Below are 13771 nucleotides of genomic sequence, written 5' to 3' on the forward strand. Positions count from 1 at the left end.
AACTAGCCCAAAGGATCAGCGCCGTCCATGGGCTGCAGGAACCCGGCGATGAGCGCGTTGACCTGGGCGGGCGCCTGCCGGTTCGACCAGTGGCCGACGCCTTTGAGCAGCTCGAACCGGCCGCCGGGGATGAGCGCGGCGGCATCGCGGGCGCGGGCGGGCGGTACGCCGACGTCCTTGTCGCCCTGGATGATCAGCGTGGGGCAGGCGATCTCGCGCAGCCGCGGGCGTAGGTCGACGCGCATGCGCAGGGGGCCGATGGAGGCGTTCTGCCAGTCGGACGAGCCCGCGCCGCCCTCACGGACCTCCTCCTCGATCTCGTCCACGATGTCCTCGAAGTCCGGTACGGGCCCCGCGAACAGCGCCTTCCTGGCGAACCCGGCGATCCGCTCCCTGCTGCCCAGCATGGCCGTCGGTAGCACGGTGTTGAGCAGGGGCAGCCTGGCGGTGAGCCAGAGGGCCTGGTGCACGACGGGCGGGAACGACAGGATGCCGGCCGGGGCCAGCGCCACCAGCCGATCGACGCGGCCGGGATGCTCGATGGCGGTGGCCAGGGCGAGCGCGCCGCCCTGGGAGAGTCCGACGAGGGCGGCCGAGCTCAGTCCGAAGCGGTCGAGCACGTCGGTGACGCAGCGCAGCATGCGCTCGTGGGTGACCCGGCCGCTCCAGGGCCGGCTCTGGCCCTGTTTCGGCCAGTCGAGCGCGAGCACGTGGTGGTGGCCGGCCAGGACGGGGATGAGGTGACGCCAGCTCAGCAGGGCGTTGTCGACCCCTGCGCCGCTCAGCAGCAGCACCGGCGGCGCGCCGGGCTCGCCGGCACTGTGCACGTGCAGGCGGCCTTCGGGGCTGGTCAGGTACGTGTTGCGCAGCTCACCCGTCATGCGCCCTCCTCCCGAACCCCGGCAGCGGCCGACCCAGCGGCCGACCCAGCGGCCGACCCGGCAACCGGCCCGCCGTCCTGCCCGTCGCCTGGCCCGCCGCCCAGCTCGCCGGCTGCTCGGGCGCCCGGTCCGCCCAGCCGGGCGCGGTGGGTCTCCCATCGCTGCCAGAGCGCGGGCAGCTCTCCCTCCAGGAACCGGTACAACTCGTGCACGTTCTCCAGCCGTTCCCGCCGGACGGGGGAGCCGCCGGCGAGCACCCGCAGCCCGTTCTCGGTGATCTGCCGGAACGCGGCCGTCTTCGCGTAGCGGGCGGCCAGCATCCGGCTCCAGCCGTCGGCGGCGATGCGGAAGTACTCCTGCCGGTCGCCCCGCCGCCGCACCCCCTCGACCAGCCCGCTCGGCGTCAGCAGCCGGGTGGCGCTGCTGATCGAGCTGCGGCTGGCCCCCAGCGCGTCGGACAGCTGGGCCGCGCTCTGCTCGGGAGGGTCGCTGATGAGCAGCCAGCCGATCACCCGGCCGGGGATCAGCGGCATGCCCTCACGTCTGAAGAACACCGCGACGTCGTCGACGAACTCCAGCTCTGCTTCCGTGGCCATATCTCCACATTACGGTCATTGCAGTCATAACTGCAATGACTGCATCAACGGTCAGGAAGTCCCGGTACGATCCCGCGACCGCGTCCATCGTCGAGGCGGCCGCACGGACGATCGTCAGGCGGCCTCGCGGGCGGTCGCGCCCCAGGACAGCAGCGCCTGCGCGGTGTCGAAACGCCGGCTGGAGACGGACTCGTCGAGCAGCACGCCGACCAGCGTCCGCCCGTCCGACTCACCGGCGAACGCCAGGCAGTAGCCCGCCGCCCGGGTGAACCCGGTCTTGAGCCCGATCGCCCCAGGCGTGCGGAGCAGGCGGTTGGTGTTGCGCCACTCGTAGTACCGGTGGCCGTCGCCGGCGTCGAGCTCGTGCCAGCGCGTGCCCGCCACCTGCTTGATCAGCGGCACCCGCAGCGCGGCTGCCGCGAGCACGGCCTGGTCCCTGGCGGTGGAGAAGCCGTCGCCGCGCGGCGTGGGCAGGCCGTCGGCGTTGACGTACTCGGTGTCGTTCATGCCGAGCTCGCGGGCGGTGGCGTTCATCTTGGCCACGAAGCCCTTGACGCCGGGGCCGTACGTGCGGGCCAGCGCGTGGGCGGCGTCGGCGCCGGAGGGCAGCATCAGGCCGTACATGAGCTCGCCGACCGTGATCCGGTCGCCGGGGCGCAGGTCGGCGGTGGTGCCGCCGCCGTCTTCCGCGTACGCGACGTCCTCGCGCTTGATCCGTACGACGTCCGTGGGCTTGGCGTTCTTCAGCACCACGTACGCGGTCATGGTCTTGGTGAGGCTGGCGATCGGCATCCGTTCGCCGCCGTGCTTGTTGAGGAGTACGGCGCCGGAGGAGGCGTCCATCAGGTAGGCGGCGCGGCCGCGTACGGTGGGGGCGTCATCGAGGGTGACGGCCCCCGCGGCGGTTCGGCCGATGGTCGGGGTGGCATGCGCGGGCGCGGTGAGTCCTGTGACCAGGGCAAGTGCGCCTGCCATGGCAGCCAGAAAAGCTTTCCGGTAACGCATCAGCCCAGAGTGCCGCCGGATTTGGCGTGCTCTTGCCACAATGTACGACATTTCGTGACAAATCACATGAAAAGGCCTATATAGCCGTGTAAATCCGTACGGTAAATCTTTTGCCGCAGAGGACAGTGGTGACGCGAATGTGCCCCCGGCGCGCACGTGGCGCGGGCACGCGAGATGATCAACACGACTAGCCTGGCAGGTGTCGAGGGATCGCGACCGAGGGGTGGGGCATGGACGGCGTGCGGCCGGCGGACGACATGGTGCTCGGTATGGTCGCCGGACGCCTGAGCGCGGCCATGGGCCGGCCGTGGGAGGTCCGCGACGGCCTGGCCAAAGGCCCCGGCAGGGTCGCGGTGCGGCTCGGCGGCGACGGCCACCCCGGCACCCCCGGCCATCTCGACCTCGACTTCATCCTCGACGTCGAGCACCCGGAGCGCGCCACGATCGCCGACTCTGTGGCCGGCTACGGCGTCACCACCGAGGAGGCCGTCGAGCGGGCCGTGCAGGTGTGGCTGGGCACCACCGGCAGCGCGCTGCTGGAGCTCCTCGTCCACGACGGCTCCCACGCCGGCCACTTCGCCTCCGGCGACCCCGACGGCTTCCCCGGCCGGCACGCCATCCACGGCGGCATCACCGGCTGGGGCACGGGCGACGACCACGACGCCGTCCAGCGGTGGGCGGTCCAGCACGTGCTGCTGCCGCACCTGGCCCCGGCGCTGAAGGGCGCGTTCGAACGGGAGGAGCTGGTGGGCGTCAAGGCGTTCTTCGGCGGCGGTGAAGGCGGCGAGACCGCCGAGATCCGGGTCAACGGCGACCACCACGAGGCGGGTTCGCGGGCGCTGGCCGAGCTCGACTGGCCGCGCCCGGCGAGCGGCGTCTCCTACGCCCGCACGTTCGTCCTGCTCGTCCACGAAGACTGAGCTTTCGCCGCGCCGGACGCACGTTCGCGGCCGCGCATATTGATCGCGCGCGAGCCCCCTCCGCCTGTTAGCGTTACCGCTGAGGGGGTGAGCCGCGGTGAAAGCCAAACCCGGCCGGCCGGCGGTGCTCATGGACGTCGCCGTACTCGCCGGAGTCTCCACGATGACCGTCTCGCGGGTGCTCAATTCGCCCGACCTCGTCCGCGCCGAGACCAGGGCCCGGGTGCTGGCCGCCGTGCGCGAGCTCGACTACCGGCCCAACCAGGCCGCCCGCCAGCTCGTCACCGGCCGTTCTGGCGTGCTCGGCGTGGTCAGCATCGACACCACGCTCTACGGCCCCGCCTCCACCCTCTACTGCATCGAGCAGGCCGCCAGGCACGCCGGCTACAACGTCAGCATCGCCAGCCTCAGCTCGCTCAACCGCAGGTCGATGGAGGAGGGCGTGCAGCGGCTGCGCACGCAGGCGGTCGACGGTGTGATCATCGTCGCGCCCCACGAGTCGGCCGCCGACGGGCTGCGTCACCTGCCGCCCGAGATGCCGGTGGTCGCGGTGGACGCCGGCGACGACATCCCCGTGCCCGTGGCCAAGGTGGACCAGGCGACCGGCGCCGCCCGGGTCACGCGACACCTGCTCAGCCTCGGCCACCGCAGCGTCTGGCACGTGGCCGGGCCCGCCGACTGGCTCGACGCCAACGACCGCATCGAAGGCTGGCGCGGCGTCCTGGAGGCGGCCGGGCGGCCGGTGCCCGACGTGCTGCGCGGCGACTGGAGCGCCCGCTCCGGCTACCAGCTCGGCCGCCGCCTGGCCGAGGACACCGAGGTCAGCGCCGTGTTCGTGGCCAACGACCAGATGGCGCTCGGCGTGCTGAGGGCGCTGCGCGAGGCGGGGCGGCGGGTGCCTGAAGACGTCAGCGTGGCCGGGTTCGACGACATCCCCGAATCGGCGTACTTCTGGCCGCCGCTCACCACCGTGCGCCAGGACTTCGGTGCGGTCGGCAGGCACGCCTTCCACATGCTGCTCGACCGGATGGCGGGCGCCGAGCCCGAGGCGCGGCGGCTGATCGAGCCCGAGCTGGTCGTCCGCGAGAGCACCGGCGCCGCTCCCGGCAGTACGGGCGCCGCCCCCGGCGCGGTCCCAGCCTGATCACGTCCGTCGAGCCCGAGCCGGTCGTACGGGAGATACGGGAGAGCCCCGGCGCTTACCCCAGCCTGATCACGTTCCAGGAGACCGGGGGCAGCAGGACGCGCGCCGGGTCGTGCTCGACGTCCGGGTTCGGCCTGGGCGCGATCCGGGCGGGGTCGTCGGCCGTGTTGCGGGCGTAGACGTCGGCGTCCGTGAGCGTGGTGGCCTCGACGATCCGCACCCCGCCGAGCGCCCGCGCGTCGATCTCCAGGGACATGGGCGCGTCGATCGAGCGGTTGACGGCGAACAGCGTTGTGCTCTGCCCGTCGTGCGTGGCCACCGCGTCCATCAGCGGCACCTCGCCGTACACCTTCGTCTCGTACGCCGGCGCGACCGGCTCGATCCGCAGCACGTCGCCGGCGGCGTACCGGGACGCCTGGGCGAACGGATGGAAGGTCGTCTGCCGCCAGGCCCGCCCGCCCGGCTCGGTCATGATCGGCGCGATCACGTTCACCAGCTGGGCCAGCGACGCGGCGGTCACCCGGTCGCTGTTGCGCAGCAGCGAGATCAGCAGGCCACCGAAGGCGACCGCGTCGGCCAGGTGGTACTGGTCCTCCAGCAGCGGCGGCGCCACCGGCCAGTCCTCAGGGGTGCCGGTGTCGTGGAAGCGCGACTGGTACCAGACGTTCCACTCGTCGAAGGAGATGTTGATCTTCTTGCGCGACTTCAGCCGGGCCCCGACGTGGTCGGCGGTGGCCACGACCGAGGCGATGAAGTAGTCCATGTCGGTCGAGCAGGCCAGGAAGCTGCCGAGGTCGCCGTCCTTCTCCTGGTAGTAGGCGTGGCAGGAGATGTGGTCCACCAGCTCGTACGTCTCCTCCAGCACCTCCGCCTCCCACGCGCCGAACGTGGGCATGCTCGAACTCGAACTGCCGCAGGCGACCAGCTCCAGACCCGGGTCCACCATGCGCATGGCGCGGGCGGTCTCGGCGGCCAGCCGGCCGTACTCGCGCGCCGTCTTGTGACCGGTCTGCCAGGGGCCGTCCAGCTCGTTGCCCAGGCACCACATTTTGATGCCGTGCGGCTCCTTGGCGCCGTTCGCGATCCGCCGGTCCGAGAGCGCGGTGCCGGAGGGGTGGTTGCAGTATTCGAGCAGGTCGAGGGCCTCGGCGATGCCGCGCGTGCCGAGGTTGACGGCCATCATGGGCTCCACGCCCGCCCGTCGGCACCAGCGGACGAACTCGTCCACGCCGACCTCGTTCGTCTCGGTGCTGTGCCAGGCCAGGTCGAGCCGGTGCGGGCGCTCGGAGACCGGGCCGACGCCGTCCTCCCACCGGTAGCCGGAGACGAAGTTGCCGCCGGGGTAGCGGACGGTGGACACGCCGAGCTCCCTGGTCAGGTCGAGCACGTCGCGGCGGAAACCGTCCTCGTCGGCCGTCGGGTGGCCCGGCTCGTAGATGCCGGTGTACACGCAGCGCCCGAGATGTTCCACGAACGTGCCGAAGGTGCGCCGGTGCACAGGAGCGACCTTGAAGGCGGGATCGAGGGTGAGCTTGGCCTGATGCACGGAGGCGTCTCCCGGAGTTTCGCGGCCGTTACGTGGTCCCGATTGTTAGCGTTATCACAGACCCGGGTCAAGGGGCCCGAGGCGCGGTCCGGGTCCCCGCAACCGGTTGCGAGCAGGCCCTTGACAGCCTGCTTGTTACCGCTAACACTCGGGTAACCCCGCTGAAACAACGGGGTCCGCGCGGCGACCTCCGCGACCCGGAGTGCTCGCCCACCAGCGCCTCCGTGAGAGAGGCGCCGATCACGCCTGCCTTGAATCCTCCGGTGTCAACGAGAACATAGCTGGTGCAGGAAGAGGCCCCCAGTGCACGGTCCCCCCGACATCACCCGACGGCACCTCCTCGGCGGCAGCCTGGCCCTGCTCGGCGCCGCCGCCACGGGCTGCGCCATCCCCATGGGGCTCGGCTCGTCCCAGACCCGCGTCAAGTACTGGCACTTCCTCGGCGCGAGTGACGGCATCATCATGAACAAGATGGTCGGGGCGTTCGCGAAGGACAATCCCGGCATCTTCGTCGAGGAGAACGTGCTCCAGTGGGGTGAGCCCTTCTACACGAAGGTCGCGATGGCCGGCGCGGGCGGCCGCTCTCCCGACCTGGCCACCTTCCACCTGGCCCGGCTGGCGGGGATCGGCGCCGGCCAGATCCTCGACCCGATCGACGTCAAGCTGCTGGAGGAGGCCGGCCTGCGCGGCGCCGACTTCAGCCCGCCCATCTGGGAACGCGCCCACCTCGACGGCGTCCTCTACGCGATCCCGTTCGACGCCCACCCGATGGTCGAGTACTACAACACCGACATCTGCCGGCAGGCCGGGCTGCTCGGCCCCGACGGCAAGCTCGCGCCCACCAAGGGCGTGGACGAGCTGATCGCCCGGCTCGCCAAGGCCAAGGACGTGATGGGCGGCAAGCCCCCGCTGGCCTTCGACGCGCTCGGCCTGGGCACCGTCGGGCCGTGGCGGGTGTGGTATTCGCTCTATCCGCAGAGCGGCGGCACCCTTGTGTCCGACGACGGCACCCAGGTCACCATCGACGACGCCAAGGCGCTGGAGGCCCTGCGGCTCATGCAGCGGCTCGGCAAGGAAGGGCTGTGCGACTGGCGTACCGACTACGGCGCCTCCGTCGCCAAGTTCACCAACGGCGAGGCGGCGTTCCTGTGGAACGGCGACTGGGAGACCACCGGGCTCAAGGAACGCGGGACGCCGTTCAGCATGACCCGCTTCCCCAGCGTCTTCGGCACCGGCGCGGCGCAGGCCGACTGCCACGCGTTCGTGCTGCCGCACCAGCGCTCCCGCGACCCCGAGGTCGAGCGGGCCACCTACCGCTTCATCGCCTACCTGGTCAAGAACAGCGCCGACTGGGCGGTGGCCGGGCACGTGCCCGCTTACCTGCCCGCGCTGGAGGAGCCCGACTACCTGGCGCTGCAGCCGCAGTCGGAGTACCGCTCGGTCATCACCGAGGTCGCCCTCGACCCGCAGGTGTGGTTCACCGGGTCGGCCTCGCGGCTGTGGATCGAGTTCGGCGAGGCGTTCTCCCCGGTCATCGCCGGGACGCGTACCCCCGAGGAGGGGCTGGCGGCGGCGAAGGCGTCGCTGAGCCGGCTGATGGCCGCCCCGAACCCCTTCCCCGACGAGGAGCGGTCATGACCGGCCCCTTTCTCCGACGAGGAGCGCTCATGACCGCGCCGGCCGTGGAACCGACCAGGAGAGGCCTCATGACCGGGCCGGCCGTGAAACCGACCACCAAGGAGGGCTCATGACCACCACCGTCGCGGCCCCCTCGACCGCCGCCCCCGCCCCCGCGGCCAAGGCCAAGGTCCGGCGCGGCTGGACCCAGCACGGGCTGCTCTTCGTGGGGCCCTTCCTGCTGATCTACCTGGCCTTCCTGGTCTGGCCGACCATCCTCGGCTTCCAGATGAGCCTGTCGAGCGTCAACATCGCCGGCGGCAACAACCACTTCATCGGGTTCGACAACTACGCCGAGGCGTTCGCCGACCCGCGCATGTGGCGCTCGCTGTGGAACACGCTCGTCTTCACCGTGCTGAGCACGATCCCGCTGGTCCTGCTCGGCCTGGTGCTCGCGCTGCTGGTGCACAACGTGCGCTTCGTGCAGTGGCTGTGGCGGCTGTCGTTCTTCGGGCCGTTCCTGCTGCCGTCGGCCGTGGTCTCCATCCTGTGGCTGCAGATGATCTACCCGCCCGACTACGGCCTGCTCAACGGCACGCTCGGCACCGACGTCCTGTGGCTGGGCGACCCCGCCACGGCCATGTGGTCGGTGGTGCTCACCACCGTCTGGTGGACGGTCGGCTTCAACTTCCTGCTCTACCTCGCCGCACTCCAGTCGATCCCCACGCACCTGTACGAGGCCGCCGCCATCGACGGCGCCTCCTCCTGGGACAAACTCCGCTCCATCACCCTGCCGCTGCTGCGCCGCACCACAGTGCTCATCGTGGTGCTGCAACTGGTCGCCTCACTCAAGGTCTTCGACCAGATCTACCTGATGACCGGCGGAGGCCCGCAGGACGCCACCCTGCCCATCATCGAGTACGCCTACGACGTCGGCTTCACCGGTTACCGCGTCGGCTACGCCTCGGCCGTCTCGTACATCCTGTTCGTCCTGATCGTCATCGTCTCCCTGGCGCAGCTCCGGCTGTTCCGCAAGCGCGAGGAGGTCGCGTCGTGACCAAGCGGTTCAGCTTCAGCCAGCTCGTCCTGCTGGTGGCCGCTCTGGTGCTGGCGGTGATCTGGCTGGCCCCCATCGCCTGGGCCGTCGCCACCTCACTCAAGCCCGAGTCCGAGACCACCAAGCTGCCCCTGGAATGGATCGGCAGCCGGATCACCTTCGACTCCTACGCGCTCGTCCTGGAGACCGGCGGCATCGTCAAATGGGCGATCAACTCGACCGTCACCGCCGTGATCGTCACGTTCCTCACCGTGCTGTTCTCGGCGATGGCCGCATACGGGTTCGCGCGCACGCAGTTCAAGGGCCAGCGGGCGCTGCTGGGCCTGATCCTCGCCGGCATCATGATCCCGCCCCAGGTCCTCATGGCCCCGCTCTTCGCCGAGATGGTCGCCCTGGGCCTGGTGGACACGTGGTGGGCGATCATCCTGCCTCAGGTGGCGGCCCCGCTCATCGTCTACATCCTCTTCAAGTTCTTCCAGGACGTACCCCCCGAACTCGAACAGGCCGCCTTCGTCGACGGGGCCGGCCGCTGGCGGGTCTTCTTCACCATCGTCCTGCCCCTGTCGCGCCCGGTCCTGGCCGCCGTGTCGATCTTCACCTTCATCAACACCTGGAACAACTTCCTCTGGCCGTTCCTCGTCTCCACCGACCCGAACACGATGACCCTCCCGGTCGGGCTGGCCAACGTCGTCCAGGGCACGTTCGGCCTGCGCTACGCACAGATCATGGCCTCGGTGGTCCTGGCCGGCCTGCCGCTCCTGGTGGTCTTCGTCCTGTTCCAACGCCAGATCGTCCGAGGCGTGGCCCACACGGGCCTGGCCGGCCAGTGACCCTCAACACCTCACCGGGTCCGCCGGCCGGCGGCGGCAGTCGAAGGCGAGGGCCTCAAGCTCGCTCGGGCTGATCAACAGAGCATCGACTCGGCAGCGAGCTGAGCGGGATGCTGTCAACCTCGGACAACAAGAAGCCCCAGCTCCCGGCGTCTGCCGTGAGCTGGGGCCTTGACTTCTGGTGGACGATACTGGGATTGAACCAGTGACCTCTTCCGTGTCAGGGAAGCGCTCTCCCGCTGAGCTAATCGTCCTTGGAGGTGGCGACGGGATTCGAACCCGTGTGGACGGCTTTGCAGGCCGCTGCCTCGCCTCTCGGCCACGCCACCGAGCTGAACCTCATCTCCGAGCGGAAGACGGGATTCGAACCCGCGACCCTCACCTTGGCAAGGTGATGCTCTACCACTGAGCCACTTCCGCGTTGCCTCGTGGACAACTCTAGCGGTTTTTTCGAGCGGATGCTGCCGCCTGACCGGGGTCAGGCGTGGAGGCGGCGGGCCAGGCTGTGTTCGGTGGCGGGGAGGCTGAGGAAGATCTCCAGGATTCTGGTGAGGCGGTGGACCTCGATGCGGTGGAAGGCCGGCCCCTCCGAGCGGGCCAGGACCAAGGAGAGGCCCAGCGGGGGCAGCGGGGCGTGGATGGCGTGCAGGCCGTCGTCCAGGGTCAGGGCCTCGGGGCGGGCCGGTGTCTCCAGAGGGAGGGCCGGATCGCGGGGGGCGCGCCAGCTCGCGTGGACGACGCGGTGGCCGGCGACGGCGGCGGCCCAGTCGGCGCTGAAGAGGGCCGGCAGTGAGTCCACCAGCGTGGTGAGCGCCCGGTCTCCTGCCGTGGTGAGGTATTTGAGGATCTCCAGCTCCGGGTAGGTGCCCGGCGCCTCGCGGGTGGGCCAGACGCTGACCGCCGTCACGCCGTCCACGCCTTGCAGGCTGCTGACCAGGGTCTGCGTGGGCGTGCCCGCCGGGCAGCAGACCGTGATGTCGTCGACGGCCCGGCCGTCGACCCGGTCGAGGACGGTCACCTGGGTGATGTCGGCGCCCGCCGCCCCCAGCACCTTGGTCACCTGAGCCAGGGACCCGGGCCGGTCGGGCAGTTCGACGCGGACTCGAAGAAGCATCCGTCCCCCTCACCGAAGATGCCGGATCACAGACTATCGGCCGAATACCGTTCACAGCCTGACCTGCGCTACAACTGACGGGGTGAAGATTGGGCCGATTGGGGTGTGGCCGCCCGTGGTGCTGGCGCCGATGGCGGGCATCACGAACGCGCCGTTCCGGGTGCTGTGCCGTGAGCAGGGCGCCGGCCTGTTCGTGTGCGAGATGATCACGACCAGGGCCCTCGTCGAGCGCAATCCTAAGACGTTGCGGATGATCAGGTTCGCCGAGTCCGAGCGGCCCAGGAGCATCCAGCTGTACGGGGTGGATCCCGACATCGTGGGGCGGGCGGTCCGGATGATCGCCGAGGAGGACCTGGCCGACCACATCGACCTCAACTTCGGCTGCCCCGTGCCCAAGGTGACCAGGCGCGGGGGCGGGTCGGCGCTGCCGTACAAGCGGAATCTGCTGCGGCGGATCCTGCGTGCGGCGGTCGCGAACGCCGGGTCGCTGCCCGTGACGATGAAGATGCGCAAGGGCATCGACGACGACCACCTGACCTACCTGGACGCCGGGCGGATCGCCGTCGAGGAGGGCGTCGCCGCGATCGCGCTGCACGCCCGCACGGCGAAGCAGCACTACGGAGGCGTGGCCGACTGGGAGGCCATCGCCCGGCTGAAGGAGGCCGTCCCCGAGATCCCCGTGCTGGGCAACGGCGACATCTGGTCCGCCGACGACGCCGTCGCCATGGTGCGGCGCACCGGGTGCGACGGCGTCGTCGTCGGGCGGGGCTGTCTCGGGCGGCCGTGGCTGTTCAAGGATCTCGAGTACGCCTTCGACGGCAGCCCCGAGCGGGTACGGCCGACACTCGGCGAGGTGGCCGACGTGATGACCAGGCACGCCGAGGGGCTGACCAAGTGTTTCGACATCGAGCGGTACGCGGTGGCCGACTTCCGCAAGCATGTCGGGTGGTATCTGAAGGGGTTCACGGTCGGGAGCGAGCTGCGGCGCGAGCTGGCCACGGCCGAGTCGCTCGACGGGTTGCGGGAAGGGCTGGCCAAGCTGGAACGCGACCAGCCGTGGCCGCCGAACACCGACACGCCTCGGGGCAAGTCGGGCGAACGGTCGAAGGTGCTGCTGCCTGACGGGTGGCTGGACGATCCCTGGGACTGCCCCATCCCTGAGGAGGAGTCGGACGTTTCCGGCGGCTGACCCACTCTTGAGCCGCGTTAGTGGGGGCCGGTGATCTCCGTGCCGCAGGGGCCGCCGCCGACCGACGCTTCGAGCCGTACGGGCTCGCCCGTCATCGTCAGCGTCGGGTAGTACTCGGCGATCCGCTCCGCCGAGCGGCCGGTGTAGTGACAGATGAAGCTGCGGCGGAAGCGGTCCTGGGTGCCGTTGGGCTCCGAGCCGTGCACCAGGCTGCCGTTGAAGAACAGCACGTCGCCGGGGTTCATGTCCACGGGCACCTTCTCCAGGCCCGGCGGCGGCGGCACGTACTCCCTGGTGAAGGAGACTCCCTCGTCGGCCTCCTCCGGGCAGAACAGGTCCATCAGATGCGTACCGGGAACGACCTCCAGACCGCCGTTGGCCCGGTCGACCCGGTCGAGCGCCACCCAGGCGGCCACGCAGGTGCCCGGCTCGACCCGGAGGTAGAAGTTGTCCTGGTGCAGCGCCTGCCCCCTGGCGCCCGGCGGCTTGAAGTAGAACATGCTCTGGGCTGCTATCGGCTCCTCCCCGAGCAGCTCGCGCAGGATCGCGCCGACGCGGGCGTCGAGCAGGTAGCGCAGTGCCACGTCGCTCACCTGGTGCGGGTGCATGATCCGGGGATAGTCGCGCAGGATGTCGTACGGCCGCCCCGGCTCCTGCGGCTGCGGCGTGAAGTGCCCCGGGATAGGGCCTCTGGCGTGCATACCCATGAACTCGTCGCGCAGCTCGGCCACCTCCTCGGGGGAGAGGAGTGCGGGCACGATCGTGTACCCCTGCTCGTGGAAGTCGTTGTAGCTCATGTCTGTCACGGTAGGCGGCCGGGATGTGCCACGGTATGCCCATGACCGCTGAGGACATGTCTGTTCCTGCTGCCGAGCTGATGATCGTGGGCCACTACGACAGGGTGCCCGGCTACGCGACCCGCCGCCCCGGCGGCTCGCCGAGCTGGCTGCTGCTGTGGACCGAGGCCGGGGCCGGAGCCGTCGAGCAGGGCGGGGCGGCGTTCGCGGTGGGGGAGGGGGATCTGGCGGTGCTGAGGTCGGGGGTGGCCCAGCACTACCGGGTACGGCCGGGGGCGGGGCGGTGGCGGTTCTGGTGGGTGCACTTCCAGCCCCGGGCGAGCTGGGCGGCCTGGCTGGGCCCGTACGCGAGGGAGGGCGGGTGTCACCTGGTGGCGGGCGTGCCCCGGGCCGTGCATCCCCGGATCGACCTGGCCTTCCAGCGGGCCCTCCAGGACGCCCGCTGGACGCCCGACACGACGCCGGCCGCTCCGGCCGGCGACCTGGCCGAGGCAGGGGTGAGCGTCCCTTCGGACGGTGATGCGGGCGTGGCGCGGGGGTCGGCCGGTCCGGATGGTGGTGCGGGTGAGGTGCGGGGGTCGGCCGGTCCGGACGGTAGGGCGGGTGAGGTGCGGGTGCCGGCGGTGGTGGTGGGCAGGGCGGCGCGGGAGCTGGTGCTGGGGGCCGTGGAGGAGGTGCTGGTGCTGGCCACCGCCTCCGCGCGGCCCGAGGGGAAGGGCGAGGAGGGGGACGAGCGGGTACGCCGCGTGCTGGCGAGGATCGCGGCCGAGCCCGGTGCGCCGCATTCGGTGGCCTCGCTCGCCCGTACGGTCGCGCTCTCCCCGTCCCGTTTCGCCCACCTGTTCGCCGAGGAGACCGGCCAGACGCCGATGCAGGCGGTGCGCCGGGCCCGGGTGCGGCACGCCGCGAGCCTGCTGGAGGTGACGGACATGGACGTCGGCCAGGTGGCGGCGGCCTCGGGTTTCGTCAGCCCGTTCCACTTCAGCCGCGCCTTCAGACGGGAGTACGGCCTCCCGCCCCGCGACTACCGCGCCCGCCTCCGCCCCATCACCGACTGAGCAACGCCGCCACCTGC

13 protein-coding genes and 3 tRNA genes are annotated in these 13771 nt (G+C 70.9%); 7 read left to right on the plus strand and 9 right to left on the minus strand.

Translation table 11 applies throughout. From position 1 onward, the window contains the following. Positions 1 to 2: 2 nt before the first annotated feature. The 3 genes from AB0C27_RS30455 to AB0C27_RS30465 form a co-directional block, all read right to left on the minus strand. The gene (locus AB0C27_RS30455; RefSeq protein ID WP_357850631.1) at positions 3 to 881 is read right to left on the minus strand and encodes an alpha/beta hydrolase; all 879 of its coding nucleotides are present in this window, start codon (positions 879 to 881) and stop codon (positions 3 to 5) included. Next, positions 878 to 1477, minus strand: coding sequence for a MarR family transcriptional regulator (locus AB0C27_RS30460; RefSeq protein WP_357850634.1), 600 nt, complete (start codon positions 1475 to 1477; stop codon positions 878 to 880). The genes AB0C27_RS30455 and AB0C27_RS30460 overlap by 4 nt, the downstream gene beginning before the upstream one ends. Positions 1478 to 1591: 114 nt before the next feature. After that, positions 1592 to 2452 carry a serine hydrolase gene (locus AB0C27_RS30465; RefSeq protein WP_357850637.1) on the minus strand — a complete coding sequence of 287 codons (861 nt, stop codon included), beginning with the start codon at positions 2450 to 2452 and terminating at the stop codon, positions 1592 to 1594. A 260-nt stretch (positions 2453 to 2712) separates the two neighbouring features. On the opposite strand from AB0C27_RS30465, the gene AB0C27_RS30470 reads away from it, so the two are divergent. Both AB0C27_RS30470 and AB0C27_RS30475 read left to right on the plus strand, forming a co-directional pair. After that, positions 2713 to 3402, plus strand: a complete 690-nt coding sequence (locus AB0C27_RS30470) for a DUF6348 family protein (protein ID WP_357850640.1) — start codon at positions 2713 to 2715, stop codon at positions 3400 to 3402. A 130-nt stretch (positions 3403 to 3532) separates the two neighbouring features. Continuing rightward, complete coding sequence (locus tag AB0C27_RS30475) at positions 3533 to 4546, plus strand: LacI family DNA-binding transcriptional regulator (RefSeq protein WP_357851395.1); 1014 nt, start codon at positions 3533 to 3535, stop codon at positions 4544 to 4546. Between the two features lie 55 nt (positions 4547 to 4601). Here AB0C27_RS30475 and AB0C27_RS30480 read toward each other — a convergent pair whose 3' ends face one another. Then, positions 4602 to 6092 (minus strand): alpha-N-arabinofuranosidase, encoded by a 1491-nt coding sequence (locus AB0C27_RS30480; RefSeq protein ID WP_357850643.1) that lies wholly within the window; start codon positions 6090 to 6092, stop codon positions 4602 to 4604. Between the two features lie 303 nt (positions 6093 to 6395). Here AB0C27_RS30480 and AB0C27_RS30485 point away from each other — a divergent pair, with 303 nt between their 5' ends. From AB0C27_RS30485 to AB0C27_RS30495, 3 genes are all read left to right on the plus strand, one after another. After that, the gene (locus AB0C27_RS30485) at positions 6396 to 7730 is read left to right on the plus strand and encodes an extracellular solute-binding protein (RefSeq protein ID WP_357850646.1); all 1335 of its coding nucleotides are present in this window, start codon (positions 6396 to 6398) and stop codon (positions 7728 to 7730) included. A 109-nt stretch (positions 7731 to 7839) separates the two neighbouring features. Continuing rightward, on the plus strand, positions 7840 to 8766 hold the full coding sequence (locus AB0C27_RS30490) for a sugar ABC transporter permease (protein WP_357850649.1): 927 nt from the start codon (positions 7840 to 7842) through the stop codon (positions 8764 to 8766). Then, complete coding sequence (locus AB0C27_RS30495; protein WP_346113535.1) at positions 8763 to 9596, plus strand: carbohydrate ABC transporter permease; 834 nt, start codon at positions 8763 to 8765, stop codon at positions 9594 to 9596. Before AB0C27_RS30490 ends, AB0C27_RS30495 begins: the two co-directional genes overlap by 4 nt. 179 nt (positions 9597 to 9775) lie before the next feature. Here the strand turns inward: AB0C27_RS30495 and AB0C27_RS30500 are convergent. The 4 genes from AB0C27_RS30500 to AB0C27_RS30515 form a co-directional block, all read right to left on the minus strand. Beyond that, a tRNA-Val gene (locus AB0C27_RS30500) sits at positions 9776 to 9850 on the minus strand. 1 nt (position 9851) lies between these two features. Further along, positions 9852 to 9925 (minus strand) — tRNA-Cys (locus AB0C27_RS30505). A gap of 19 nt (positions 9926 to 9944) precedes the next feature. Then, positions 9945 to 10016, minus strand: a tRNA-Gly gene (locus AB0C27_RS30510). Between the two features lie 58 nt (positions 10017 to 10074). Then, positions 10075 to 10710: an ACT domain-containing protein gene (locus tag AB0C27_RS30515; protein WP_357850652.1), complete on the minus strand. Its 636-nt coding sequence runs from the start codon at positions 10708 to 10710 to the stop codon at positions 10075 to 10077. Between the two features lie 82 nt (positions 10711 to 10792). Between AB0C27_RS30515 and dusB the strand changes: the two genes are divergently transcribed. After that, entirely contained in the window at positions 10793 to 11899 is a 1107-nt protein-coding gene (dusB, locus tag AB0C27_RS30520) for a tRNA dihydrouridine synthase DusB (protein WP_357850655.1), read from the plus strand. A 17-nt stretch (positions 11900 to 11916) separates the two neighbouring features. Here the strand turns inward: dusB and AB0C27_RS30525 are convergent, their stop codons facing one another. Further along, on the minus strand, positions 11917 to 12696 hold the full coding sequence (locus AB0C27_RS30525) for a phytanoyl-CoA dioxygenase family protein (protein ID WP_357850658.1): 780 nt from the start codon (positions 12694 to 12696) through the stop codon (positions 11917 to 11919). 41 nt (positions 12697 to 12737) lie between these two features. Between AB0C27_RS30525 and AB0C27_RS30530 the strand changes: the two genes are divergently transcribed. Beyond that, positions 12738 to 13754, plus strand: coding sequence for an AraC family transcriptional regulator (locus AB0C27_RS30530; protein WP_357850660.1), 1017 nt, complete (start codon positions 12738 to 12740; stop codon positions 13752 to 13754). The last annotated feature ends 17 nt before the right edge of the window (positions 13755 to 13771 follow it).

The organism is Nonomuraea sp. NPDC048882 (assembly GCF_040649755.1).
Lineage (GTDB): Bacteria > Actinomycetota > Actinomycetes > Streptosporangiales > Streptosporangiaceae > Nonomuraea > Nonomuraea maheshkhaliensis.

Coding starts and splice junctions, on each gene's coding strand:
- AB0C27_RS30530 (WP_357850660.1), top strand. CDS start 12,738: ATGACCGCTGAGGACATGTCTGTTCCTGCTGCCGAGCTGATGATCGTG.
- AB0C27_RS30465 (WP_357850637.1), bottom strand. CDS start 2,452: ATGGCAGGCGCACTTGCCCTGGTCACAGGACTCACCGCGCCCGCGCAT.
- AB0C27_RS30525 (WP_357850658.1), bottom strand. CDS start 12,696: ATGAGCTACAACGACTTCCACGAGCAGGGGTACACGATCGTGCCCGCA.
- AB0C27_RS30475 (WP_357851395.1), top strand. CDS start 3,533: ATGGACGTCGCCGTACTCGCCGGAGTCTCCACGATGACCGTCTCGCGG.
- AB0C27_RS30470 (WP_357850640.1), top strand. CDS start 2,713: ATGGACGGCGTGCGGCCGGCGGACGACATGGTGCTCGGTATGGTCGCC.
- AB0C27_RS30455 (WP_357850631.1), bottom strand. CDS start 881: ATGACGGGTGAGCTGCGCAACACGTACCTGACCAGCCCCGAAGGCCGC.
- AB0C27_RS30490 (WP_357850649.1), top strand. CDS start 7,840: ATGACCACCACCGTCGCGGCCCCCTCGACCGCCGCCCCCGCCCCCGCG.
- AB0C27_RS30515 (WP_357850652.1), bottom strand. CDS start 10,710: ATGCTTCTTCGAGTCCGCGTCGAACTGCCCGACCGGCCCGGGTCCCTG.
- AB0C27_RS30460 (WP_357850634.1), bottom strand. CDS start 1,477: ATGGCCACGGAAGCAGAGCTGGAGTTCGTCGACGACGTCGCGGTGTTC.